This window comes from Caulobacter sp. GW821-FHT09B11, assembly GCF_059418205.1.
The window spans coordinates 57,773-82,058 of sequence record NZ_JBWKPK010000025.1 but is presented as its reverse complement, the minus strand read 5'-3'; the positions used below and the strand labels follow the sequence as shown (position 1 = coordinate 82,058).

18 protein-coding genes and 2 tRNA genes are annotated in these 24,286 nt (G+C 69.8%); 11 read left to right on the top strand and 9 right to left on the bottom strand.

The window, feature by feature from the left end; all coding sequences use genetic code 11:
- Positions 1-98: 98 nt before the first annotated feature.
- On the bottom strand, positions 99-1,013 hold the full coding sequence (locus AC07N1_RS18380; RefSeq protein WP_494673092.1) for a BON domain-containing protein: 915 nt from the start codon (positions 1,011-1,013) through the stop codon (positions 99-101).
- Between the two features lie 218 nt (positions 1,014-1,231).
- On the opposite strand from AC07N1_RS18380, the gene dnaG reads away from it, so the two are divergent.
- Positions 1,232-3,154: a DNA primase gene (gene dnaG, locus AC07N1_RS18375; RefSeq protein ID WP_494673091.1), complete on the top strand. Its 1,923-nt coding sequence runs from the start codon at positions 1,232-1,234 to the stop codon at positions 3,152-3,154.
- A 171-nt stretch (positions 3,155-3,325) separates the two neighbouring features.
- On the opposite strand, the gene AC07N1_RS18370 is transcribed toward dnaG, so the two are convergent.
- A complete protein-coding gene (locus AC07N1_RS18370; protein WP_494673090.1) occupies positions 3,326-6,079 on the bottom strand; it encodes a PAS domain S-box protein in 2,754 nt (917 codons plus the stop codon).
- 611 nt (positions 6,080-6,690) lie between these two features.
- Between AC07N1_RS18370 and rpoD the strand changes: the two genes are divergently transcribed.
- The gene (gene rpoD / locus AC07N1_RS18365; RefSeq protein ID WP_494673089.1) at positions 6,691-8,646 is read left to right on the top strand and encodes an RNA polymerase sigma factor RpoD; all 1,956 of its coding nucleotides are present in this window, start codon (positions 6,691-6,693) and stop codon (positions 8,644-8,646) included.
- 118 nt (positions 8,647-8,764) lie between these two features.
- On the opposite strand, the gene AC07N1_RS18360 is transcribed toward rpoD, so the two are convergent.
- Together AC07N1_RS18360 and AC07N1_RS18355 are read right to left on the bottom strand one after the other, a co-directional pair.
- A complete protein-coding gene (locus tag AC07N1_RS18360; protein WP_494673088.1) occupies positions 8,765-9,628 on the bottom strand; it encodes a hypothetical protein in 864 nt (287 codons plus the stop codon).
- A 159-nt stretch (positions 9,629-9,787) separates the two neighbouring features.
- Complete coding sequence (locus AC07N1_RS18355) at positions 9,788-11,065, bottom strand: S8 family serine peptidase (protein WP_494673087.1); 1,278 nt, start codon at positions 11,063-11,065, stop codon at positions 9,788-9,790.
- Positions 11,066-11,203: 138 nt separating this feature from the next.
- Here AC07N1_RS18355 and AC07N1_RS18350 point away from each other — a divergent pair, with 138 nt between their 5' ends.
- A complete protein-coding gene (locus AC07N1_RS18350; RefSeq protein ID WP_494673086.1) occupies positions 11,204-11,704 on the top strand; it encodes a sigma-70 family RNA polymerase sigma factor in 501 nt (166 codons plus the stop codon).
- Positions 11,701-12,477, top strand: coding sequence for an anti-sigma factor family protein (locus AC07N1_RS18345; protein ID WP_494673085.1), 777 nt, complete (start codon positions 11,701-11,703; stop codon positions 12,475-12,477). Before AC07N1_RS18350 ends, AC07N1_RS18345 begins: the two co-directional genes overlap by 4 nt.
- A gap of 123 nt (positions 12,478-12,600) precedes the next feature.
- On the opposite strand, the gene AC07N1_RS18340 is transcribed toward AC07N1_RS18345, so the two are convergent.
- Positions 12,601-12,822 (bottom strand): flagellar hook protein FlgE, encoded by a 222-nt coding sequence (locus tag AC07N1_RS18340; RefSeq protein WP_494673084.1) that lies wholly within the window; start codon positions 12,820-12,822, stop codon positions 12,601-12,603.
- Between the two features lie 246 nt (positions 12,823-13,068).
- On the opposite strand from AC07N1_RS18340, the gene AC07N1_RS18335 reads away from it, so the two are divergent.
- Together AC07N1_RS18335 and AC07N1_RS18330 are read left to right on the top strand one after the other, a co-directional pair.
- Positions 13,069-14,751, top strand: a complete 1,683-nt coding sequence (locus AC07N1_RS18335) for a M28 family peptidase (RefSeq protein ID WP_494673083.1) — start codon at positions 13,069-13,071, stop codon at positions 14,749-14,751.
- 22 nt (positions 14,752-14,773) lie between these two features.
- Complete coding sequence (locus AC07N1_RS18330; protein WP_494673082.1) at positions 14,774-15,469, top strand: DUF998 domain-containing protein; 696 nt, start codon at positions 14,774-14,776, stop codon at positions 15,467-15,469.
- A 588-nt stretch (positions 15,470-16,057) separates the two neighbouring features.
- On the opposite strand, the gene tuf is transcribed toward AC07N1_RS18330, so the two are convergent.
- The 3 genes from tuf to AC07N1_RS18315 form a co-directional block, all read right to left on the bottom strand.
- A complete protein-coding gene (gene tuf / locus AC07N1_RS18325) occupies positions 16,058-17,248 on the bottom strand; it encodes an elongation factor Tu (protein WP_494673081.1) in 1,191 nt (396 codons plus the stop codon).
- A gap of 54 nt (positions 17,249-17,302) precedes the next feature.
- Positions 17,303-17,376: transfer RNA gene (locus AC07N1_RS18320), tRNA-Gly, on the bottom strand.
- Positions 17,377-17,481: 105 nt separating this feature from the next.
- Positions 17,482-17,565: transfer RNA gene (locus AC07N1_RS18315), tRNA-Tyr, on the bottom strand.
- 173 nt (positions 17,566-17,738) lie between these two features.
- On the opposite strand from AC07N1_RS18315, the gene rlmB reads away from it, so the two are divergent.
- From rlmB to AC07N1_RS18295, 4 genes are all read left to right on the top strand, one after another.
- A complete protein-coding gene (gene rlmB / locus AC07N1_RS18310; protein ID WP_487291041.1) occupies positions 17,739-18,575 on the top strand; it encodes a 23S rRNA (guanosine(2251)-2'-O)-methyltransferase RlmB in 837 nt (278 codons plus the stop codon).
- A 102-nt stretch (positions 18,576-18,677) separates the two neighbouring features.
- Complete coding sequence (stpX, locus tag AC07N1_RS18305; RefSeq protein ID WP_494673080.1) at positions 18,678-20,360, top strand: stalk-specific protein StpX; 1,683 nt, start codon at positions 18,678-18,680, stop codon at positions 20,358-20,360.
- 152 nt (positions 20,361-20,512) lie between these two features.
- On the top strand, positions 20,513-21,244 hold the full coding sequence (locus AC07N1_RS18300) for a TerC family protein (RefSeq protein ID WP_494673079.1): 732 nt from the start codon (positions 20,513-20,515) through the stop codon (positions 21,242-21,244).
- Between the two features lie 4 nt (positions 21,245-21,248).
- Positions 21,249-21,632 carry a DUF423 domain-containing protein gene (locus AC07N1_RS18295; protein ID WP_494673078.1) on the top strand — a complete coding sequence of 128 codons (384 nt, stop codon included), beginning with the start codon at positions 21,249-21,251 and terminating at the stop codon, positions 21,630-21,632.
- Between the two features lie 193 nt (positions 21,633-21,825).
- Here the strand turns inward: AC07N1_RS18295 and AC07N1_RS18290 are convergent, their stop codons facing one another.
- Positions 21,826-23,034: a multidrug effflux MFS transporter gene (locus tag AC07N1_RS18290; RefSeq protein WP_494673077.1), complete on the bottom strand. Its 1,209-nt coding sequence runs from the start codon at positions 23,032-23,034 to the stop codon at positions 21,826-21,828.
- Between the two features lie 107 nt (positions 23,035-23,141).
- Here AC07N1_RS18290 and AC07N1_RS18285 point away from each other — a divergent pair, with 107 nt between their 5' ends.
- On the top strand, positions 23,142-24,116 hold the full coding sequence (locus AC07N1_RS18285; protein WP_494673076.1) for an alpha/beta fold hydrolase: 975 nt from the start codon (positions 23,142-23,144) through the stop codon (positions 24,114-24,116).
- Positions 24,117-24,286 lie beyond the last annotated feature (170 nt).

Here is a 24,286-nt window from a genome sequence, read left to right as displayed (position 1 = left end):
TACCGCTGGATGCGCGGGATCGACCGCCACACCCAGTCCCCTGGGTCCCGGATAGCCTCTACGAGGCTTCCGGGATGACGAGGAATTGGGGTTGCGAGTTACGCCTTGCCCGTCACGCCCTGCTGCGGCGCGTTGCCTTGCAGGGACCAGTCGCCGGCCTTGGCCTCGACGCCGCGATCCAGGCGCAGGTTGTTCTGCACGTGATCGACGCCCGAGACGCTTTCGGCCAGCAGTTCGGCCCGGCGCTTGTCGTCGCGGGCGTGGACCGTGCCGGTGAGCGTCACCTCGCCGTCCTTGACCGCGACCTCGATCGACGAGGCGTCCAGCCAGCCGTCGTCGGTCAGGCGGTCGCTGACGTCCTCGCGGATGCGCTCGTCGGAGCGGCGATAGCCCTTGGGACCGCGGCCGCGATGGTCGGCGCGCAGGGCCGCGTCGTGCTCGCGGCGGCGCTGGGCGTCGTGGTCGCCCATCCAGGCCGAGACCTCGTCGCGGGCGCGGTCGAACCAGCCGCGATCCTCGTCGTAGCGGTCATGAGAATGGCGGCCATGGGCGCGGCCGCGTCCGGGGCCGTCGGTATAGTAGTTGCGCTCCCGCTCATGGCGGCGGTCGAAATAGGCGCGGTCGCCATAGTCCGGTGCCTCGCCGCGATAGCCGCCCCCGCCGTAGTCGGCCGTGGAGCCGCCGAAGTCGAAGCCGCCCACCTGGCCGTAGTCGCCCGGCGCGCGATAGCCGCGGCCCGAGGCGTAGTCCGAGCCCGAGCGGATGGTCCCGTAGCCGATGTCGCCGCCCTGGCTGACGGCGCGGCGCAGTTCACCCCGGCCGGAAGAGCGGTGGCGGGGCTCGCCGTAGCTGCGCTGCTCGCGGGCGGCGTAGCGGTCGCGCCAGTCGGGATCCTGGGCGTAGCGATCCTGGCGGCGAGAGGCGTCGTAGCCATAGCCGCGCTCGTCGTCGAAATCGCGTTCGCGGTCGATCTCGAAGCGGCCTTCACGGTCGTTCCAGCGGGACTCGGGCATGGGTGTTCTCCGTGGCTCTGTGTGGCGTGGGGACGCGTCGAGGCGACCCCCGCACCAGAACGGGAGGGTCCGAGGGCTGTTCCTAGTGCGACGCTTCTTTGGTCCACGGCGACGCTAGCTGTGGATCGCCGGGGATAAGTCCAAAGCCGCTTGTGAGGTTGTCACCTGAGGAGGAGTGTCATCCCGCGCGCGCGGCCTTATGTTGGCGCTCTACCGCCATGCGCTTCGACGACCGCTTCCTTGAAGAACTGAAGTCCCGACTTCGCCCCTCCGACGTGGTCGGAAAGACGGTGAAGCTGCGGCGGCAGGGTCGCGAGTACGCGGGGCTGTCGCCCTTCACCAAGGAAAAGAGCCCGTCGTTCTTCGTCAACGACGACAAGGGCTTCTACCACTGCTTCTCCAGCGGCAAGCACGGCGACATCATCAGCTTCCTGCAGGAGACCGAGCGGCTCACCTTCTCCGAGGCGGTCGAGCGGCTGGCGGCCGAGGCCGGCATGAGCCTGCCCGAGCCCGACGCCCGCGCCGCCCAGGACGACCGCAAGCGCGCGGGCCTGGGCGACTGGATGGAGCTGGCGGCGGCCTGGTTCGAGGCCGAGCTGCGTCGCCCGGTCGGCAAGGACGCCCGCGCCTATCTCGACCGCCGCGCCCTGCCCGAAGACCAGTGGAGCCGCTTCCGCATCGGCTTCGCCCCCAACGGCCGCACGGCGCTGAAGGACTATCTGATCGCCAAGGGCGCCAAGCCGGGCGACCTCGTGGAGGCCGGCCTGCTGATCGCGCCAGAGGACGGCGGGGCGCCCTACGACCGCTTCCGCGACCGGATCATCTTTCCGATCACCGACACGCGCGGCAAGGTCGTCTCGTTCGGCGGCCGGGCCATGGATCCCAACGCCCGCGCCAAGTACCTGAACGGCCCCGAGACCAGCCTCTTCCACAAGAGCCGCGTGCTCTACGGCCTCTATGACGCGCGCAAGCTGCTGCATGCGGCCCAGGCGGCGGCCCCCAACGAGCAGACGCCGCTGCTGGTGGTCGAGGGCTACATGGACGTCGTGGCGTGCCAGCGCGCGAACCTGGCCGCCGTGGCGGCCATGGGCACGGCCCTGACCGAGGAGCAGATGGAGGCGCTGTGGCGTCTGCATCCGGAGCCGACCCTGTGCTTCGACGGCGACAAGGCCGGCCAGCGCGCCGCCAGCCGGGCCATCGACCGCGCCCTGCCGCTGCTCAAGCCCGGCCGCTCGTTCCGCTTTTCGATCGTCAGCGGCGGCAAGGATCCCGACGACGTGCTGCGCGAGCAAGGTCCGGCGGCGCTGAAATCCCAAGTCACGCAGACCACGCCCTTCGTCGAGGCGCTGTTCGTGCGCGAGCGCGACCTGGAGCCGCTCGATACGCCCGAACGCAAGGCGGGCCTCAAGCAGCGCCTGCGCGCGGCGGCGGGCACGATCGCCGACAAGGACCTGGCCAGCGCCTACAAGGACGACCTCTACGCCAAGCTCGACCTGCTGTTTCCCAAGCCGGCCTATGGCGGCGGGGGCGGCGGCCAGGGTGGGGCCTATGGGGAGGGCCGTCCGTTCACGCCGCGAAACGGCGGCGGCGGCGTTGGAAACTGGCGCGGCCGCGATCGCGGTCCGCCCGATCCGGGCATCCGCGGCATCGCCCGCGAGCAGATCGGCCGCCGGCTGAACCCCTTCCACGCGGCCGTGGCCATCGCCGCCGTCAACCATCCGGCCTGGGCGCGCCCCTATGACGAGGCGCTGGAACGGATCGGCTTTGGCGAGGCGCGCTTGCAAGGCCTGGCCCACGAGGTGTTCGAGGCCCTGATCGACGACATCGGCGACGAGACGCCCTTCCGCGACGTGCTGATCCGCAAGGGCCGGGGCGAGGAACTGGCCGAACTCGACCGCCTGGCCGCGACGCTGACCCCGCCGTTCCTCGATCCGAAGATGGAGCGCGAGCGGGCCCGGGTCCTATGGGCGTCCTGCTACGAGGCCATCGTCGAGGTGGGCGACGCCGAGCGGGCCCTGAGGGCCATGCGCGAGGAGCCGGTCACCGCCGCCAGCCTGACCGCCACCCGCGACCTGCGCGACCGCATCGCCATCCTGGAACGCCAGATCAGCAACCTGGAATTCTGGCAGCCGGCTCACTAGTCCCTTCTCCCCTTGCGGGAGAAGGTGTCGGCGATAGCCGACGGATGAGGGGTCTCTCAGACATGAGACGCCTCATCCAGTCGATCCGCTGTCGCAACGGATAGCTTTGAGAGACCCCTCACCCGACCTCCTTCGGAGGCCACCCTCTCCCGCAAGGGGAGAGGGAAATCATTACGCCGCCCGTCGCTCGCGGCCGAGCGCGGCGGCGATGCCGCCTAGGAGCGCGCCGATCTCCAGGGGCTTGGCCAGGACGCCGTCGAAAAGGCCCTCGGAAAGCTTGGGGTCGGCGTCGGCCGAGAAGGCCAGGATCGAGGCGCCGCTGCTGGGTCCGCCGCCCTCGCGGATGCGGCGCGCGGCGGTCTCGCCGTCCATCAGCGGCATGCGCAGGTCCATCAGTATGACGTCGAACGGCTGGAGCGAGGCGGCCTCGATCGCCGCCTGGCCGTCGGCCGCCTGGGCCAGTTCGACCTCGAAGCCGTCGAGCACCGCGCCCACCAGTTCGCGGTTGACCAGATTGTCGTCGACCACCAGCACCCGGCAGCCGGCCGGCAGCAGAACCGCGGCTGGATCGGCGCGGCCCACGGCTTGCGGCGCCTCGACGCCCGCGGCCGGCAGGCTGAACCAGAACCTGGCCCCCTGCCCCAGCGCGCTGTCGACGCCGATCTCGCCGCCCATCACCTCGACCAGCCCCTTGCAGATGGCCAGGCCCAGGCCCGTGCCGCCATGGCGGCGGGTGGACGAGCCGTCGATCTGCGAGAACCGCTTGAAAAGCTCGCCCAGGCGTTCAGCCGGCATGCCGGGACCGGTGTCGGACACCGTCACGGTCAGCCGCCCGTCGGCGTGGACGGCCGCCAGCTCCACCGCCCCGGCGTCGGTGAACTTCACGGCGTTGCCCAGCAGGTTGAGCAGCACCTGACGCACCCGGTCGGGGGCCAGCATCAGGTTGGACGGCAGGCGCTCCAGCCCGTCGGCCACCAGGGCGATCCCCTTGGCCTCGGCCTGCAGCGAGAACAGCGACAGGGCGTCGCCCAGCAGAGCGCGGGCGTCGCACGGCTCCAGGTCGATCTCGACCTGGCCCGCCTCCAGCTTGGAGAAGTCGAGGATCTCGTTGACCGTCGACAGCAGGGCCTGGCCGGCGGCCACGGTCTTGCCAGCCCAGGCGCGGGTGACCGGCGACAGCTCCGGCTGCGCCTCGATCATCCGCGAGAAGCCCAGCACGGCAGTCAGCGGCGTGCGCAGCTCGTGGCTCATGTTGGACAGGAACTCGGCCTTCACCCCGGCGGCGGCTTCGGCCTCGGCCCGGGCCTGCTGCAGCTGCGCCTCCAGGGCCTTGCGCGTGGTGACGTCGCGAACGACGTCCTGGATGCCGGTCAGGACGCCCGCCTCGTCGAAGAACAGGGTCGGCTGGCCTTCCAGCCAGACCCAATGGCCGTCCTTGGCCTGGCCTCGGAAGTGGAAGGGCTCGGCGACGACGCCGGGACCGCGGGCGATCAGGTCGCGGTAGTAGTCGACGAGCACGCCCTTGTCGTCGGGATGGGTCATGTCGATGACCCGCCGGCCGACCATCTCCTCGGGCTCGTAGCCCAGCACGCGCCGGCAGCTGGGCGTGATGTAGACGATCGCGCCGTCGGGCGTGAACCGCGAGATCATGTCGATGGCGTTGTCGGCCAGCAGCCTGTAGCGGGCCTCGCTTTCGGCCAGGGCGATCTCGGCGGCCTTGTGGTCGGTGATGTCGCGGATCACGTCGGTGACGGCGCTCATCAGACCAGTCTGCGGATCGCGCGCCAGGGTCGGCCGCGCCTCCATCCAGCGCACCGAGCCGTCCTTGCAGAGGATGCGGTATTCGATGCGCCAGGCCGAGGGGCCGGTCGGCAGGTCGGCGAAGGCCGCCTGCACGCGCGCATGGTCGTCGGGATGGATGAACTCGATGGCGCGGCGGCCGACGACCTCCTCCATCGTGTAGCCGGTCACCGCCTTCACGGCGGGCGAGACGTAGGTGAAGCGCCCCTCGCGATCCATCTTGGTGACGAGGTCGTTGGCGTTCTCGGTCAGCAGCTTGTAGCGCCTGGCGCTGCGCTCGGCCGCGCGCAGGGCCTCGACATGGTCGGTGACGTCCTGCAGCAGGCCGATCAGGGCCACCGGCTGACCGTCCGGCCCCTCCTCGCACACCGCCTTCGCCGCCACGTGGCGCAGCGCGCCGTCGGGCCGCTGGAGGCGCAGCTGGAACTCGAAGCCGCTGCGCGTGTCGATCGCCCTTTGCAGGCAGTCGCGCACATGGTCGCGATCTTCGGGATGATAATAGGCGATGGCGTCGTCGACCTGCGGGTCGAAGCCCGAGCGCGGCAGGCCGTGGATCTCGTAGACGGCGTCGGACCAGGTGGTCAGGCCGGTCGCAAGGTCGTAGCGCCAGTGGCCGACCTTGGCCATGCTCTCGGCGATCTCCAGCAGGCGCTGCTTCTCGCGCGCCTGGCGGTGGGCCTTGGTCAGTTCGAACTCGTCAACGACCACCCCGGCCAGCAGCTTCAGACGCTCCAGTTCAGCGTCGGAAGGGCGCGGGCGCGGCTTGTCGTCGATGACGCACAGCGTGCCGAGGTTGTCGCCGTCCTTCGTCGTCAGGGCGGCCCCGGCGTAGAAGCGGATGTCGGGTTGGCCGACGACCAGCGGATTGTCGGCGAAGCGGGGATCGAGCGTGGCGTCCTCGACCACCATCACCGCGTTGGGACCCATCTCGATGGCGTGGGTGCAGAAGGCGATGTCGCGGCTGGTGGACTCCACGTCTAGCCCGACCCGGGCCTTGAACCACTGGCGTTCCTCGTCGACCAGCGAGACCAGGGCGATCGGCGCCCCGAACAGGTTGCCGGCCAGCGCCGTCAGGCGGTCCAGCGCGGGATCGCGCGGGGTGTCGAGCACCTGATAGGACTTCAAGGCGGCAAGCCTGCGCGCCTCTCTGTCGATGACCGTGTCGCCCTGTGCCATGCGCGGCAGTCTATAGAGCGACGGTATGCGACACGGTTAAGGGCCCGGCGTGGCATACGGACGCATCTGGAAGCGCGCCCGGCGGCGTCCGGCGGAAACGCCGAGAAACAGCCATCTTCGCGCACGCCATCTTGACACAGGCGTCACCCACAGCCATTTGCCGACTCAAGGATTTGCCACGCAGCTGATTTGACATCGATCGGGCCGCCAACGCACAGCGCGCGCCCTGCTTGAAACAGGATGTCATCCTCGCCGCGCCAGGTCCCAGCGGTCGTCGATCCGAAAGGTCGACGTTCATGAACGCCGCGCTCGAAGCCGCCGCCCTCCGCCAATTTCGCGCGGAGCGTTACCCCGTGGTTTTTCGTGCGTTAGTTCACAGAACGTCGAAATTTTTTTCATCGATGATGCTGGAAGCCTGGAGCGCCTGCGCAGCGGGGTCCTAACCCTTGGAAGCAGTCACCGACCCGAACTCGCGAGGATCCGCGGAAGGCCGGCGACATGTTGAGGCATTCTCGGCCCGTCCCTCTCGGTAAGGGGCGGCGTCGATTTCGGAGAGCTTGATGAGCAACAATTCCACGGCCGAGACCGAAGCGCCCGAAGCCACCGGTGGCGACGGCCCTCTGCTCGACCTGACCGACGCCGGCGTAAAGAAGTTCATCAAGCAGGCGAAAGCCCGCGGCTACGTCACGATGGACGAGCTGAACAAGGTGCTGCCTTCGGAAGAAGTCAGCCCCGACGCCATCGAAGACACCCTGGCCATGCTCAGCGAGATGGGCGTCAACGTCGTCGAGGCCGAGGAAGACGCCGAGAACGCCGAGGGCGGCGAAGTCGCCACCCGCGACGAGAACACCACGGTCATCACCAGCGACAAGCCGGCCGCCTACGACCGCACCGACGACCCGGTGCGGATGTACCTGCGCGAGATGGGCTCGGTCGAACTGCTGAGCCGCGAGGGCGAAATCGCCATCGCCAAGCGCATCGAGGCCGGCCGCGACACGATGATCCGCGGCCTCTGCGAAAGCGCCCTGACCTTCGAAGCCATCATGGTGTGGCGCGAGGAACTGAGCACCGGCCGCATCCTGCTGCGTGAAGTCATCGACCTGGAAGGCACCTACGCGGCCATCAACGGCGGCGCGGCCCAGCCCGCGGCCGAGGACGACGAAGGTCCGGCCGAGCCCGTCGACGACGAGGCCGGCGAAGCCAAGCCCGAGGGCGAAGGCGAGGACGAGGACGACTTCGACGACGGCGCCGGCCCGACCGTCAGCGCCATGGAAGGCGAACTGCGCGAAGGCGTCATGGCCATCCTCGACGCCATCGCCAGCGAGTTCGAGACCTTCCGCAAGCTGCAGGACAAGCTGGTCGGCAGCCGCCTGAAGGGCGAAGACCTGAGCGACGCCGACCGCAAGGCCTATGAGGGCCTGTCGGCGACGATCATCCAGCACCTGAAGACGCTGAAGCTGAACAACAACCGCATCGAGGCTCTGGTCGAGCAGCTCTATGCGATCAACAAGCGCCTGATCGGCCTGGAAGGCCGCCTGCTGCGCCTGGCCGACAGCTACGGCATCAGCCGCGCCGAGTTCCTGAAGGCCTATTTCGGTTCCGAACTGAACCCCACCTGGGTCGACCAGGTGAAGGGCATGGGCGTGCGCTGGACCAAGTTCGTCGAGAACGACACCAGCTCGGTCGGCGACATCCGCCAGGAGATCGCCGCCCTCGCCACTGAAACCGGCGTGCCGATCGACGACTACCGCCGCATCGTCCAGACCGTGCAGAAGGGCGAGCGCGAGGCCCGTCAGGCCAAGAAGGAAATGGTCGAGGCGAACCTCCGCCTCGTGATCTCCATCGCCAAGAAGTACACCAACCGCGGCCTGCAGTTCCTGGACCTGATCCAGGAAGGCAACATCGGCCTGATGAAGGCCGTCGATAAGTTCGAATATCGCCGCGGCTACAAGTTCTCGACCTACGCCACCTGGTGGATCCGTCAGGCCATCACCCGCTCGATCGCCGACCAGGCGCGGACCATCCGCATCCCGGTGCACATGATCGAGACGATCAACAAGATCGTCCGCACCAGCCGCCAGATGCTGCACGAGATCGGCCGCGAGCCGACCCCGGAAGAGCTGGCCGAAAAGCTGGCCATGCCGCTGGAGAAGGTGCGCAAGGTCCTGAAGATCGCCAAGGAGCCGATCTCGCTCGAAACGCCGATCGGCGACGAGGAAGACAGCCACCTGGGCGACTTCATCGAGGACAAGAACGCCGTCCTGCCCATCGACGCGGCCATCCAGTCGAACCTGCGGGAAACCACCACCCGCGTGCTCGCCTCGCTGACGCCTCGGGAAGAACGTGTTCTGCGGATGCGCTTCGGCATCGGCATGAACACCGACCACACGCTGGAAGAAGTCGGCCAGCAGTTCTCGGTGACCCGCGAACGGATCCGTCAGATCGAGGCCAAGGCGCTTCGCAAGCTGAAGCACCCGTCGCGGTCGCGGAAGCTGCGCAGCTTCCTCGACAGCTGATCGGTCTCACGGACTGAACAAGACGAAGGCGGCGTCCGCGAGGACGCCGCCTTTTCTTTTGGGGATCCGAAAGGCGGGGCGATCAGAAGACCGCCCCTGGTCCCACGGAGCAGCCGGCTTAGTTGTTGCCGGTCTTGACGTCGGCCGAGCCCGAGCCGCCGCCGTTGGCCGAGGCGCTGGCGCCGCTGCGCGAGGCCGAGCCGCTGAGGCCCAGCGAGCCCGACTGGCTGGTCCCGCCCTTCTTGGTCGAGGCGCTGGACGAGCCCGAGCCGCTGGTCGAACCCGAGACGCCGTCGCGGCTGGCCGCGCCGGCGGCGTTCAGGGCGCCGTTCCCGGTCGCCGAGGTCGAGCTGGCGGCGTCGCGGGCCGAACCGGCGGCGGTGCGGGCGGCGCTGGTGGTGCGGCCGGCGGCGTTGGTCGCCCGGTCACGGACCGAACCGGCCGCGCCCTGGGCTCGCGAAGCGGCGTTGGAGGCCGCGCCCGAGGCCGTGGAGGTCAGGCCGCTCGTGTCCGGGGCGGCGACCGAGCCCGAACCGGAGCCCGAGCCGCTGAGAGCGCCGGTCAGCTGATCGGCCGAAGCCGTGGCCGAACCCGAGCCCGAACCGTTGGCCGCGCCGGAAGCATTGGTGCTGGAAGCGGCGTTGCGGGCGGTGTCGACCGCGCCGGTCGCCGCGCCGCGGCTGCGGCCGGCGGCGTCACGCGCCTTGCCGCGAACGGTGGAGGTGGTGTCGCCGGCGCGGTCGCGGACGCGGCCGGTCGTGCCGGTGACGGTGGAGCCCAGGCCGCTGGTGTCCGGCGAGGTCAGGCCGCCGCCGAGACCGCCGGTCCCGCCCAGTTGACCGCCGAGACCGCCCATGCCGCCTCCCAGACCGCCCGTCAGGCCGCCGCCGCCCGAACCGCCCAGCAGCTGGGCGTGGGCCATCGGCGCGGCCATCAGAACGGCGGCGGAAGCGGCGGTGATCAGGAACGAGATCTTGCGCATGGTCGTCTCCTTTGAAGGGTCTTTTCCGTGGGGCGTTGTCCGCCTCCTGACCCGTCAAACGCCGGCTCCCGCGCTTTTCTTCCCTCCGACGACAAATTTTTTCGAGAAATTCGAAAATCAGTCTCTCAGCGTTATCAGCCTGACTCTCTTCGACTTTTCCTAGCGCCCCGCATCGACCTGCCCGGCGCCGAACACCTTGTCGGGCCCCGGCGCGCCCAGATCCCGGGCCGAGCGGGCCAGGTCCGCGACAGCTGCCCGGGCGCGCGCCGGGTCGGGTCGGCTCGTCAGGCGGGCCAGCCGTCCGGCCACCACCGGGGCCGCGAACGAGGTGCCGCGCAGGCTGGCCGTCCGTCCGCCGGGCGCGGCCGCGCGCACCTCGGCGCCGAGCGCGGCGAAGGCCACCTGCGGATTGGCCCCGGCCTCGAGCAACGCCCGTCCCTTCCGGTCGACGCCGGTCACGGCGATCACGCCGGGATAGGAGGCCGGATAGAGCGGCGGCGCGGCCGGGCCGTCGTTGCCGACGGCGGCGACGACCAGCACGCCCTGCCCGACCAGCGCCTTGACCGCCGCCCGCAGCGCGCTGTTGTCGGGGCCGACCAGGCTGACATTGACCACTGGAACCTTGGCGGCGCTCATCCAGGACAGCGCTCCGACGATGGCCGAGGCCGAGCCGCCGGTCGGCCCCACGCCATAGACGTCGGCCGCCAGCAGCCGCGCGCCGGGGCCGGCCGCGCCGTAGCCTCGGGCGGCGATCAGGGCGGCGGTGGCGGTGCCGTGCGCCCCGGCCCTGGGCGCGCCCTTGGCGAAGCCCTTCTGCTCGATGGCGACGCCCCGAAAGTCCGGATGACCCAGATCGATCCCGCCGTCGACGAGGCCGACCCGCGCGCCGCCGGCCGCGGCCTTGTCCGACGCGACGCCCGCCGCCAGCCCCGTGACGACCGCCACGCCGGCGCCGGCGTAGATATGGTTGAAGTCGTAGTCGCCGCCCGGATCCAGCGCCCGCAGGTCGCGGACGGCCTGGCGGGCGTCCATGCCGCGCGGCGGGGCCAGGGCGACCAGTTCGATGCCGAGATCGCCCGATCGCTCGCGGCGCAGCACGGTGAAGCCCCTGGCCAGGGCCTGTTCGATCGCCTGCGGGCTGGGCGACACGGCCAGCACCTCGCCGCGCACGGCGGGCCGGCCCTGGTCGTCGGCTTCCAGCGTGCGGGGATTGGCCTTCAGCAGGGATTGCAGCCGGTCCAGCCCCGCCAGGTCGCGCACGCCCTCGATGGTGCGCGTGGTCAGATCCTGCGCGCCCTCGACGACGTCCGAGACCACCGGCAGCCGGCTGGGCAAAGACGGCAAGCCGCCCGGCAGCAGTTGGGCGCGCGAGGCCGCCGCCGGTCCCAGAACCAGGGCGCAGACCGCGACGACCGGCAGGACGATTTTCCTTCGCAACGCGATCTCCTGAACTCACGAAAAACATTGGCCGCGCGAGAACGATGGCCGGAACGCGCGTGGAGTGGAATAATTATCGAGTTGTGGATTAAACGCCGGGCACGGCGCGTTTCTTCCTTCAGGCGACGTAGGCGGACCTTGGATTCTTTTCAAAAGGACATGCTGGACCTGCTGCCGCGGCTGCGCCGCATGGCGCGGGTGCTGGCCCGGGATCCCGCCGACGCCGACGACCTGACGCAGTTGACGCTAGAGCGCGCCCTGGCCCGCCGCGATCAGTGGCGGGAAGGCACGCGACAAGACAGCTGGATGTTTCGGATCATGCGCAACGCCTGGATCGACGAAAGCAGGAGCCGGGCCCGGCGCGGCCGGATCCTGGCCCCGCCCGAAGCCGGCGCCAACGCCGCCGACCCGGCCGCCCGCTCGCTGGACAGCCACCTGGCGATGAGCGCCGTCGAGGCGGCGCTGGACGCCCTGCCCGAGGACCAGCGCACGGCGGTGGCCCTGGTGCTGATCGAGGGCCTTTCGTACCAGGAAGCCGCCGACAGCCTCGAAATCCCCATGGGTACCCTCACCAGCCGCCTCGCCCGCGGCCGCATGGCCCTGCAGGCCGTGCTGATCGACCAAGGAGCCAGGCCATGACCGTGAGCGACGAAGAGGTCTTCGCCTATGTGGACGGCGAGCTGCCGCCCGAGGCCATGGCCAGGATCACCGCCGCCATGGCCAAGGATCCGGCCCTGGCCGCGCGGATCCAGGCCCAGAAGGACCTGCGGCGACTGCTGTCGGGCGCCCATGCCGGCGTGCTGCGCGAACCGGTCCCGCCGACCCTGAAGTCGGCCGCGACCAGCGCCGGCGGCAAGCCGGCCGAGGTGATCGCCTTCCCGCAGCCCAAGCCGAAGGAAAAGGCCAAGGAGAAGATCCGGGTCCAGAAGACGGCGACGCCGTCGGCCCGTCCGGGCCTGACCGTGCGCAAGCCGCCGGCCTGGGCCGCCATGGCCGCCTGCCTGGTGGCGGGCCTGGCCGTCGGACGCCTGGCCCTGCCCTCGCCGCCCACCGCCGACGGCCGCGTCGCCGAGGCCCCGACCGCCGTCGGGCCGCTGGCCCGCGCGTTGGAGGACGGCACGGCGGCCGGCGCGGCGAACGGTCCGGTGCGAGTCGGCGTGACCTTCAAGAATCAGGAGGGCCGCTACTGCCGGACCTTCCAGGGGCAGACGCAGGCCGGCGTCGCCTGCCGGACCGACAGCGCCTGGCGGGTGCTGGCGGTGTCGCCGGCCGCCGCCGCGGCGGGCGGCCAGTATCGCCAGGCCGGCTCGGAGACGCCGGCCGCGGTCCTGGCCGTTGTCGACGGCATGATCGCCGGCGCGCCGCTCGACGCGGCCGGCGAGGCCAAGGCGATCAAGAGCCGCTGGCGCTGATCGGTAACGGGCGGATTGGGTCGCCGCCTCCCGGATAGACTAGGGGAAAACCCGGGAGGCGGCGTATCCGCGCCCTTCGCAGGGGGGGACGCGAGGCGGGCGCGGACAATGACCGGAGTGCGGCTAGGCCAGAAGGTCCAGCAGAGCCCCGGTCATCTCGTCGGCGGTGCGAAGCACCGCGGCGTTGGCGGAAAAATCGGTCCTGGCCGAGATCTGCGCGACCCGTTCGGTCGCCAGATCCGTCCTGCCCCCAGCCCCCGGGTCCGCCGCGACGCGCTGGGCGCTGGCGGCCAGACGACTGGTCGCGGCGCTCATTCCGGCGGCGGATATCGAGAAGGCCTGCATGAACCGTTTCCCCTGTCTCTTTCGCGAAACTGGCGGGGTTCGGTTAAGCTCTTCTTCATATTTAGGGTGAATTTCGATCGACCTTACCAAGTTATGTAGAAAATCTTTGCCGTTAAGGTTACTGCGCGCGACACGTGTTGCGCGGATATCGCGACACCTCAGGCCAGGCCCGGCTCGACAAGTCGCCGCCGTCTCTGCAAGGTCGCCGGCTTCGCGGCCCGTGGGGTCCGCCCTGGAGCCTGCTGCATGCCCGTTTCGCGTCGCGCCGCCTGTCTTGGCGCAACCTGCCTGAGCGCCGTCCTGCTTCTCACCGCCCTGCCCGCCCAAGCCTTCCCGCTGCCCGGCTCCAAGGGGACCTTCGTCCCCTCGCCCGAGGCGATGCGCGCCCACATGACCTTCCTGGCCGACGACCTGATGGAAGGCCGCGAGGCCGGCACGCGCGGCTACGACCTGGCCGCCAACTACGTCGCCGCCCAGTTCGCCCTGCTGGGCCTCAAGCCCGCCGGCGATGCGGGGACCTATCTGCAAACCGTGCCGCTGGTCGCCTATCGCGTCGCCGCCGACGGCGAGCTGAAGATCGCCGAAGCCGGCGCGACACCGACCGCCCTGACCTTCGGCGAGGACTTCCTGCCCGCCCCGCAGGCCGACAAGACGGAATTGACGCTGAACGCCCCGCTGGTGTTCGTCGGTTTCGGGATCAGCGCCCCGGAACGCGGCCGCGACGACTTCGCCGGGCTCGACCTCGCCGGCAAGATCGTGGTGGTGCTGTCGGGCGCGCCCAAGGGCTTCCAGACCGAGGAACGCGCCCACTACGGCTCGCTCAACATCAAGCGGGCCGAGGCCGCCCGGCGCGGCGCCGTCGGCGTGCTGACCCTGAGCGTTCCCTCGGGCGAGAAGCGCCGGCCGTTCGCGCGCGGCATCGGCGGCAACCGCGACTGGCGGATGACCTGGCGGGCCCCGGACGGCTCGCCCTTCATCCGCGGCGCCTCGGCCCCGAGCCTGGGCTCGATCAGCGTCAAGGGCGGCCACAAGCTGTTCGGTTCTGCCGCCGACCGCCTGGAGGCGGCCTACGCCGCCGCCGAGACCAGCGAGGGCAAGGTCGCGGGCTTCGTGCTGCCGACTACGGCCCAGGTCGCGCTGAAGAGCCAGATCGAGCAACGCCGCAGCAGCAATGTCGCCGCCCTGATCGAGGGCTCGGATCCGACGCTGAAGTCCGAGGTCGTGGTGCTCAGCGCCCACCTCGACCACGAGGGGATCCGCGAGAACCCCAAGCCGGGCGAGGACGCGATCTATAACGGCGCCCTCGACAACGCGAGCGGGATCGCCACCCTGCTGGAGGTCGGTCGCGGCTTCACCAGCGGCAAGGCCCGCCCCAGGCGCTCGATCCTGCTGCTGGCGGTCACCGCCGAGGAGAAGGGCCTGATCGGCTCGGAATATTTCGCGCACAATCCGACCGTGCCCAAGGCCAGCCTGGCCGCCGACGTCAATCTGGACATGCCGGTGCTGCTCTATCCGTTCGTCGACGTGGTGGCCTTCGGGGCCGACCGCTCGACCATCGGCCCGATCGTGGCCAAGGCCGCCGCCCGCGTGGACGTCGCCCTGTCGCCCGACCCGATGCCGGAGGAAGGCCTCTTCACCCGCAGCGACCACTACCGCTTCGTCGAGCAGGGCGTGCCGTCGGTGTTCCTGATGACCGGCTTCAAGAACGGCGGCGAGAAGGCCTTCAGGGACTTCCTGGCCACGCACTACCACAAGCCCAGCGACGACCTTTCGCAGCCGATCGACTACCAGGCGGCCGCCAGGTTCGCCCGGGTCAATTACGAGATCGCCCACGACCTGGCCGACGCGCCGCAGCGCCCGACCTGGAAGGCCGGCGACTTCTTCGGATCGATGTTCGCGCCGAAGGGTCATCCGTCGGCGGCCCATTGATCGCGGGTCAAGCGACCGGAGGGTGATTGACCAAAGAGGCCGGGAGGCCGATTTTCCCGGCTCGTACTTATCGAGAGGGAATCTGGTGGCCAGCACGGGCGCGCTCCTGAAGCTCGGCGTGATCGCGCCCGTGGCGATGGTCGTCGACGTGTGGCTGGCCCAGCGGCTGTTCCCGGGCTTCAACCCCGGCGCCCAGTTCATCAGCGAGCTGGGCGGCCCCGCCGCGCCGGCGCCGCAGATCTTCAATCTCGGCATGATGCTGGCCGGAATCGCGGGCCTGTTCGCCGGAGCGGGCTTCGCCCACGCCCTGGAGAAGGCCGGCGGCCGCCGCCAGGTCTCGGCCTTCGCCGGCCTGGGGGTGGCGCTGACCGGCCTCGGAGCCTTCTTCGCCGGCGCCTTCCACTGGCCAGACCCGATGCACAGGGCCTGCGGCGTGGGCCTGGCCATCCAGATCGCTCCCCTGTTCACCGCCTGGGCCCTGTGGGGCCAGCCGGGCTATCGCCGCCTGGCGCACTTCTCACTCGGCTGGTTCCTGGGCCTGCTGCTGGTCCTGGCCCTGCTGACCGGGGCCTGGAACATCCGCACCGGCAACGACGTCGGCTTCTGGCAGCGCGGCCACGCCCTGCTGGGCCTGCTGTGGCTGGGCATCACGGCCTGGAGCCTCGAACGCGGCTGGCGCAGCGCCCCGGCGACAGACCTGGAAGCGGCGGCGGCCTAAGATCCTTCTCCCCTTGCGGGAGAAGGTGGCGGCCGAAGGCCGTCGGATGAGGGGCCTCTCAGATGGGAGACGCCCCGCCCGGCCTCACCGCTGTACGCGGCTTTGAGTTCTGAGAGACCCCTCACCCGACCTCGCTCCGCGAGGCCACCCTCTCCCGCAAGGGGAGAGGGAAGACGGAAAAGCCTGGGTCCCCGCTTTCGCGGGGATTTTACGGGAGGAGAGGTAGGCTCCCCTCTCGTAACTTCCCTCGCTCGACCCAACACCGCCTTCCTGGGCCTTGTGCCCAGGATCCATCGTTCAGTTGCTCAGACCTTGCCAGGACGGTCGAGGTTTGAGCGGTCGCCGGCATGGGCCCTCGCCACGGGGGCGAGGGAGGCGGAGTTTTGTGGCGGGGGCGGGGGAATGGAAGGCCAGTTCAGCGGAAGCTGAAAACGGCCCCCCTCCGGCCCTTCGGGCCACCTCCCCCAGAGGGGGAGGATCGCCTGGTCTCGCCCCCTCCCCCCGTTTTACCGGGGAGCACAAAAGAAAAGGCCCCGGAGGTTTCCCTCCGGGGCCTGATCTCAGATCAGCTGTCGCTGGATCGATCGATTACTCGACGATCTTGGCGACGACGCCGGCGCCGACGGTGCGGCCGCCTTCACGGATGGCGAAGCGGAGCTTCTCTTCCATGGCGATCGGGGTGATCAGCTCGACGTCCAGCTCGGCGTTGTCGCCCGGCATGATCATTTCCACGCCTTCGCGCAGCTTGATGATCCCGGTCACGTCCGTCGTGCGGAAGTAGAACTGCGGGCGGTAGTTGGTGAAGAACGGGGTGTGACGGCCGCCTTCTTCCTTGGTCAGGATGTAGGCCTCGGCCACGAACTTGGTGTGCGGGGTGATCGAACCCGGCTTGCACAGCACCTGGCCGCGCTCGACGTCTTCGCGCTTGGTGCCGCGCAGCAGCACGCCCACGTTGTCGCCGGCCTGACCTTGGTCGAGCAGCTTGCGGAACATTTCGACGCCCGTGCAGGTCGTCTTCTGGACCGGACGGATGCCGACGATCTCGACTTCTTCACCGACCTTCACGATGCCGCGCTCGACGCGACCCGTGACCACGGTGCCGCGGCCCGAGATCGAGAACACGTCTTCGACCGGCATCAGGAAAGCCTGGTCGATCGGGCGTTCCGGCTGCGGGATGTATTCGTCGACCGAAGCCATCAGGGCCAGGATCGCCTCTTCGCCGATCTTGGCGTCGCGGTTTTCCACGGCGGCCAGGGCCGAACCCTTGGTGATCGGGATGTCGTCGCCCGGGAACTGGTACGAGCTCAGCAGCTCGCGCACTTCCATTTCGACGAGCTCCAGCAGCTCTTCGTCGTCGACCATGTCGACCTTGTTCATGAACACGACCAGAGCCGGCACGCCGACCTGACGGGCCAGCAGGATGTGCTCGCGGGTCTGCGGCATCGGACCGTCGGCGGCCGAAACCACCAGGATCGCGCCGTCCATCTGCGCCGCGCCCGTGATCATGTTCTTCACGTAGTCGGCGTGGCCGGGGCAGTCGACGTGAGCGTAGTGACGGTTGGCCGTCTCATACTCGACGTGAGCCGTGTTGATCGTGATGCCGCGGGCCTTTTCTTCCGGCGCAGCGTCGATGTCGGCGTAGTTCTTGGCGGTCGCGCCGCCCGACTTCGCCAGCGTGATCGTGATCGCGGCCGTCAGCGTCGTCTTGCCATGGTCAACGTGACCGATGGTGCCGATGTTGCAGTGCGGCTTATTACGTTCGAACTTTTCCTTGGCCATCGTCTCTACCTTCGCGCCGGCGGCTGATTGTTACGGGTATCACTTCGGGGGAGCTGGAGCGGGTAGCGGGAATCGAACCCGCATCCTCAGCTTGGAAGGCTGCTGCACTACCATTGTGCTATACCCGCCCTGTAGGACCAAGAATGGGCCTAGCTGGCAGCGGGGTCGCGATCGGCTCCCGTCTCTTGGCTCGGGGGCGTCGCCCACCTTCCGGTCGTTCGGTTCATCGCGCGTGGTGGGGGAAGAAGGACTCGAACCTTCGAAGCTTTCGCAGCGGATTTACAGTCCGCCCCCTTTGCCGCTCGGGACATTCCCCCACGGCGCGATGTGAACTCCGGAAGAGGCGGCCGTATCTTCGATCTTGGCGGCCGTGTCAAACGGCTGCTGTGGATCGAGGAACAAAAGCTCTTTGAGCAGGTTCGGACGGTGCTAAGCAGCGCCGGACCGGCTCGCGGAACCTCGTGGCCCCCAAATCGGAGCGCGTCTTATAGTGTCCTCTCATTCTGAACGCAACGACCGTGGAAGGCCAAAAGCGCCAGAACGTGAAAATCGCGGCAAGCCTCAGAAAAACAAGCACTTTTCCAAGCCTCACAGCGACGAGAAGGACTGGATCTGGGGGAATCACGCGGTCGAGGCGGCGCTTTCCAACCCCGCCAGACCCGCGCCGAAGCGCCTTCTGGTCACCCCGGACCGCGCCAAGCGACTCGCGCCGAATCTTCAGCGCCACCCCGCGCTGCAGGTGATGGAGGCCGTTGATATCGCCCGCCAGCTGCCCCAGGGCGCCGTGCACCAGGGAATCGCCATGAAGGTGGACGAGCCCGAGCCGCTGTCGCTGGCCGAACTGGGCACGCCGGCCAAGGGCGTGATCGTCATGCTCGACCAGATCACCGACCCGCAGAACGTCGGCGCCATCTTCCGCTCGGCCGCCGCCTTCGGGGTGAAGGGCGCGGTGCTGCAGGACCGCCACGCCCCCGTGCTGTCGGGCGTGCTGGCCAAGACCGCCGTCGGGGCGGTGGACAAGGTCCCCTACGCGCGCGTGGTCAATCTTTCCCGGGCGCTGGAGGAACTGGCCGACCTGGGCTGGCGGGCCGTGGCCCTGGCCGGCGAGGCGGAAGAAAGCCTGGAAGCGGTGCTCGATGGCGGTCCGACCGTGCTGGTGCTCGGTTCGGAAGGCGAAGGCGTGCGGCGACTGGTTGCCGAACATTGCGACGCGATGGGAAAAATCCCCATGCCAGGCGGCTTCGAGAGCCTGAATGTGTCCGCCGCGGCGGCGATCGCGCTCTATGAAACGTCAAGAGTTCGCGCCACGGGGGAAATCGGTTCGTAAAATCCGATTAACCGTTTTGATTTCGTCGCAACGACGTGTTTTCCTCGCGGGCGATTGGCTTCGCGAGCCTTCAAGTACGACAGCTCGCGAGGGATCATAGGCATGGGATCGGGGGACCCGATGTTGCAGGTGAAGTTCCGGACGGCCGCATTGGCCTCGTCCGCGGTGTTGGCGCTGGCCCTGGCGGGCTGCGGCGCGCGGGAGCCGGCCGACACGCCGCCGACCGCCGCCGGCGAACCGGCGCCCGCGCCGGCGCAGCAGAAGCCCGAGCTGCTGGGGGCGGCTCCGGGCGAGGCGCCGACGAGCGACGGCCTGCTGGGCGGTCCGGTCGCCCAACCGCAGCCGGTGGTCGTCAGCAGCAGCGATTCGCGCATCAAGACCTGGCGCCGCGCCGACGGCACGCTGGTCACGGCCATGAAGCCGATCGCCAATCCGCGCGGATCCAGCGCGGTGGAGGCCCGTCCGCACGCCAAGCCCCAAGCTACGGCAAAGCCGCACCACGCTCGCACCACCGTGGCCGCCGCGCGTCCCGCGCCGGTCGCGGTCGCCAAGCCGGCTCCCAAGCCGGCGGTTGTCGCCGCCAAGCCCGCGCCGAAGCCGGCCGTGGTCGCCGCGAAACCTGCGCCGAAGCCGGCTCCGGTGGCCGCCAAGGCCCCGCCGCCGCCCGTGCAGGTCGCCAAGCCCGAGGTCCTGAACCCCGCCGCCCCGCCCGCCAAGCCGGCGGTCGTGGCCAAGGCCCCGACCCCGGTGGTCGCGCCGGTCGCCGCTCCGGCCGCCGTCAAGCTGCCGCCGAAGGTCGAGAAGCTGCAGGCCGCCGTCGCCCCCGCCGCCACCAGCGGCGCGGTGCTGGCCACGGCCGAGAGCCTGAAGACCGGCAAGGAAGGCCAGGTCACCCTGTCGCTGCCCGCGACCCTGGGCGACCTGATCAAGGAACAGGCCGCCAAGTTCGGCCTGGGCAAGCCGGCCAAGAAGGTCAGCGCCTATGCCGACCTCGAAGGCCAGGGCTACGAGATCACCCCGAACGGCCGCCAGACCGCGACCGTCAAGCCGGGCGAGCCGACCACCTTCGCCTGGCAGGTCAAGCCGACGCCGGACGCCAAGGGCTCGCTGACCACGCAGTTCGGCGCCTCGCTGGACGGCGGCAAGGCGCCCCAGCCCTTCTCGCTGGGCGCGATCACCAAGCAGGTGGCCGCGGTTCCGGAAAAGGTCGAGGACGCCGCCAGGGGCTTCAAGCTGCCGGCCTTCCTGGACCAGCAGTTCGAGGTGCCGGGGATCGGCAAGGTTCCGGGCAAGTCGCTGCTGGGCGCGGGCCTGCTGCTGCTGGCCCTGATCATCATCGTCGCGATCTCGCGCAACGCCGCGAAGGCCAAGGCCCAGGCCGAGCGCCGCCGCAAGTTCCGCACCCTGACCGACTACGGCCGCAACGAAGCCGAGTTCGACGCGCCGAAGGCCGCCGACGTGGCCTATGTGAACCCGATGGTGGCCGCCGCCGGCGGCGCGGTCGTCGGTGCGGCGGGCGCGACGATCTTCAACCACCACCAAGAGGCCAAGGCCGAGGCCGCCGCCGAGCACGAGCCCTTCCCGGCGCCGGCCGACGACAGCCCGCAGGTGCAGCACGTCAGCGACGTGAGCCACGCCGAGCCGGTCGCCCACGCCGAAACGCATGACGACCACGGCCACGCCGGGGACGTCCACGCCGAGAAGGCCGCCGACCATCACCCGGCGAGCGATCACCACCCCGCGCCGGCCGAGCCCGCCCACCGCGAACCCGAACCTGTCCACTAGGCCGGCCAACCAGGCTGGTCCGCCAAGATCGAGGGCCCGTCCGGCAGGACGGGCCCTTTTTCGTTCGGATACTGTGCAGGGCGCGCCTTGATCGCCGCCCAAAGCCGGCTTGGGCGCTTGCCAGGGCGCGCGGCCTGCCCCATTGAGACCGCATGCTCGACGCGCTCTTCTCCTCCGCTAGCGGCCCGCTGACGGCCTTCCTGCAAGTCCTGATGATCGACCTGGTCCTGGCCGGCGACAACGCCGTGGCCGTGGGCCTGGCGGCGGGCGGCCTGCCGGTCAAGGACCGCAAGAAGGTCATCCTCTACGGCCTGGGCGCGGCCGTTGTGCTGCGCATCGGTTTCGCCCTGATCACCACCTGGCTGCTGGGCGTGGTGGGCCTGCTGCTGGCCGGCGGCTTCCTGCTGCTGTGGGTGTGCTGGAAGATGTGGCGCGAGCTGCGCGAGCAGGCCGCCCAGGACGCCGCCGACGCGTCCGCCGTGCTCGACTCCGATCCCAACACCGAGCCCCGGGCCAAGCCGGCCAAGAGCTTCAAGAGCGCCTTCCTGCAGGTGCTGATCGCCGACGTCTCGATGTCGCTGGACAACGTGCTGGCCGTGGCAGGCGCGGCCCGCGAGCACCCGGGCATCCTGGTGTTCGGCCTGCTGCTGTCGATCGCCCTGATGGGCCTGGCCGCCAACGCCATCGCCAAGCTGCTGCACAAGCACCGCTGGATCGGCTTCATCGGCCTGGCCATCGTGCTCTACGTCTCGCTGCACATGATCTGGGAAGGCCACCGCAGCGTCGTCATGGACCTGCACAAGACCGAGCAATACAACGCCGCCGCGCCCAACGTGATCGACATCAAGCCCGACGAAGTGGCCAAGCACGAGAAGCACCGCTAACCCGATGGCCAGGATCTGGACGCCCAGGACGTACCTGCCGCTGGCCGCGCTGAGCGGTTTCGTCTCGGTGGCCGTCGGGGCCTTCGCCGCCCATGGGGTGCACGAGGCCCGGCCCGTCGAACTCCTGAAGACCGGCGCGCTCTACGAGATGACCCACGCGCTGGCGGTGTTCGCCGCCTTCGCCGTGGCGCGGGCTGCGGGACGCTCGGGCGGCCTCGCGGCCGGTCTCTTCCTGCTGGGCAGCCTGGTGTTCTCGGGCACGCTCTACGCCATGGCCTTCGGCGGGCCGCGCATCCTGGGCGCGATCACGCCGATCGGCGGCGTGGCCTTCCTGGCCGGCTGGCTGGTCCTGGCCTGGACCGCGCGCAAGGTCGGCGACGAGGGCTGAGAAAGACCGCCGATCTTTCGTCGGTTTTCTTCCTCGCTCCCTGCTCCCGTCATTCCCGCCCTTGTGGCGGGAAACCCTCTCCAAGCCGCAAGTGCGAATGGGGCGGCGTGCTCAGCACGTCGCCTGCGCATCACGTGCGAGCGGACATAGGGGTTCCCGCCACAAGGGCGGGAATGACGGGAAGTGGAGAGGCTTACGCCTTGCGCGGAACGGCCAGCAGGAAGATCGCCAGGGCCGAGCCAACCAGGCAGGCGAACATCACCGCCGCCACCGGGCGCGGGGTGCCGTCGTGCAGCATGCCGCCGGCCCAGGAGGCCACCGCCCCGGCCGCGAACGAGACCCCGCCCATCAGGGCCGAGATCGAGCCGGCCCGGCGCGGATCGACGCTGAGCGCGCCGGCCATGGTGTTGCCCGACATCAGGCCGTAGGTCGACAGGGCCAGGAACAGCACCGGCAGCACGGTCCACTCGCCGCCCAGCCCCGTCCACGAAAAGAAGGTCAGCACCAGGGCCAGGACCACCGAGGCGGCGCTGGCGCGCATCAGCACCTGGTCGGGCTTGAACCGGCGCAGCAGGAAGCGGTTGACCTGGCTGGCCCCGATGATGCCGACGGCGTTGAGGGCGAAGACGATGTTGAACACCAGGGCCGAGTGGCCGTAGGAGCCCATGACGAGGTCGGGCGCGGTCGAGATGTAGGTGAACAGCACCGAGCCGTTCAGCGCCCCGGCCAGGCCGTAGCCCAGCAGGCGCTTTTCGCGCAGCAGCAGGCCGAAGGCGCGCAGGGGGTTCTCGGCGCGGGCCTGGGCGGCGGTCTCTTCCGAGCGCGACTCCTTGAGGCCCAGGGCCACCCAGACGCCGATCGCCAGGCCGAAGGCGGCCATCACCCCGAACACCCAGCGCCAGCCGGCCACGGCGTCGATCGCCCCGCCCAGCTGCGGCGCCAGCACCGGGGCGAGACCCATGATCAGGGTCATAAGCGACAGCACCCGCGCGGTCTCGGCGTGGTCGAAGCGGTCACGGACCACCGCCCGGGCCACCACCGCCCCGGCGCAGCCGCCCAGGGCCTGGACGAAGCGCGCGCCCAGCAGCACCTCGATATTTGGGGCCAGGGCGCAGGTCAGCGAGGCGACGGTGTAGATGCCCACGCCCAGCAGGATCGGCGCGCGCCGCCCCAGGCGGTCGGAGGCTGGGCCGTAGACGAACTGGCCCAGCGCCATGCCCGCGAAGAAGGCCGCCAGGGTCAGCTGGGTCTGCTCGGCGCCCACGTGCAGGCTGCGGCCGATCGCCGGCAGGCTGGACAGGTACATGTCGATCGACATCGGCGCGAAGGCCGTCAGCGCCCCCAGCAGCAGGACGAGCCGCCACGGCGTGGCGGGCGGGGAAGCGGGAGGAGCCGAGGTCATGCGGGCCTTCTACTCCCGTCTGCCGCTGCGGAAACCCTTTATCGCGCTTGCGAGGCCGCTTCCCCGCCCGCAATCTGACCGCAGATAACATAACAAGGGAGACGCTCATGGCCGCCCATTGGCCGCAGCCGCGGTTCGCGCAGATCAACGGCGTTCGGATGGCCTATTACGAGGCCGGCCCGCGAAAGGGCGTCCCCATCGTCTTCTCCCACGGCTTTCCCGAGCTGGCCTACAGCTGGCGCCATCAGGTCGCCGCCCTCGCCGAAGCCGGCCATTGGGTGATCGCCCCCGACCAGCGCGGCTATGGCCTGACCGACAAGCCCGAAGCGGTCACCGATTACGACATGGCCCACCTGACCGGCGACCTCGTCGGCCTGCTCGACCACCTGGGCGTCGAGAAGGCGATCTTCTGCGGCCACGACTGGGGCGGCATCATCGTCTGGGCCATGCCGCTGCTGCATCCGGACCGCGTGGCCGGGATCATCGGCCTCAACACCCCTTTCGTGCCGCGCCTGCCGATCGATCCCATCGAGATGTTCAAGGCCGCCTATGGCGAGGACATGTACATCGTCCACTTCCAGACGCCCGGCGCGGCCGACGCGCTGTTCGCGAAGGACGTGGACAAGACCATCCGCTTCTTCATGCGCCTGCCCGGCGACGGCGTGGTCGGCTTCTCGTCGCGCCCGGCCGAGCGGCGGTCGCTGGCCCTGCAACTGGCCCTGGAGCACTTCGACCCGGCCGGCGACGACAAGCAGTTCCTCAGCGACGCCGAACGGGCGGTCTATGTGGAGGCCTTCGAGAAGGGCGGCTTCACCGGGCCGATCAACTGGTACCGCAACTTCACCCGCAACTGGGAGCGGTCCGAGCCCCTGCCCCGCCGCATCGACGGCGTCCCCTGCCTGATGATCATGGCCGAGCACGACGTGGTGCTGCCGCCGTCGCTCGCCGACCGCATGGGCGACCAGATCCCGGACCTGGAGAAGGTGCTGATCGAGGGCAGCGGCCATTGGACCCAGCAGGAGAAACCGGCCGAGGTGAACGCGGCGATCCTGGATTGGCTGGGGCGGCGGTTCGGGGAGTAGCGCGGAGCGATAGTCGAAAACGGCGCGTCCTGCTCCCCTCGCCTTCCTGGGCCTCACGCCCAGGACCCATCGTTGAGCCGCCAAGATTCATGCGGGCAGCGAAAGACTTGAGCGGCCGCGGGCATGGGCCCTCGCCACAGGGGCGAGGGAGGCGGCAATCAGAAGAACGC

Bases quoted from the DNA above. Each gene is read 5' to 3' on its own strand.
- AC07N1_RS18380 (WP_494673092.1), bottom strand. From the start codon at position 1,013: ATGCCCGAGTCCCGCTGGAACGACCGTGAAGGCCGCTTCGAGATCGAC.
- dnaG (WP_494673091.1), top strand. From the start codon at position 1,232: ATGCGCTTCGACGACCGCTTCCTTGAAGAACTGAAGTCCCGACTTCGC.
- rpoD (WP_494673089.1), top strand. From the start codon at position 6,691: ATGAGCAACAATTCCACGGCCGAGACCGAAGCGCCCGAAGCCACCGGT.
- AC07N1_RS18360 (WP_494673088.1), bottom strand. From the start codon at position 9,628: ATGCGCAAGATCTCGTTCCTGATCACCGCCGCTTCCGCCGCCGTTCTG.
- AC07N1_RS18345 (WP_494673085.1), top strand. From the start codon at position 11,701: ATGACCGTGAGCGACGAAGAGGTCTTCGCCTATGTGGACGGCGAGCTG.
- AC07N1_RS18340 (WP_494673084.1), bottom strand. From the start codon at position 12,822: ATGCAGGCCTTCTCGATATCCGCCGCCGGAATGAGCGCCGCGACCAGT.
- AC07N1_RS18335 (WP_494673083.1), top strand. From the start codon at position 13,069: ATGCCCGTTTCGCGTCGCGCCGCCTGTCTTGGCGCAACCTGCCTGAGC.
- tuf (WP_494673081.1), bottom strand. From the start codon at position 17,248: ATGGCCAAGGAAAAGTTCGAACGTAATAAGCCGCACTGCAACATCGGC.
- stpX (WP_494673080.1), top strand. From the start codon at position 18,678: ATGGGATCGGGGGACCCGATGTTGCAGGTGAAGTTCCGGACGGCCGCA.
- AC07N1_RS18300 (WP_494673079.1), top strand. From the start codon at position 20,513: ATGCTCGACGCGCTCTTCTCCTCCGCTAGCGGCCCGCTGACGGCCTTC.
- AC07N1_RS18295 (WP_494673078.1), top strand. From the start codon at position 21,249: ATGGCCAGGATCTGGACGCCCAGGACGTACCTGCCGCTGGCCGCGCTG.
- AC07N1_RS18290 (WP_494673077.1), bottom strand. From the start codon at position 23,034: ATGACCTCGGCTCCTCCCGCTTCCCCGCCCGCCACGCCGTGGCGGCTC.
- AC07N1_RS18285 (WP_494673076.1), top strand. From the start codon at position 23,142: ATGGCCGCCCATTGGCCGCAGCCGCGGTTCGCGCAGATCAACGGCGTT.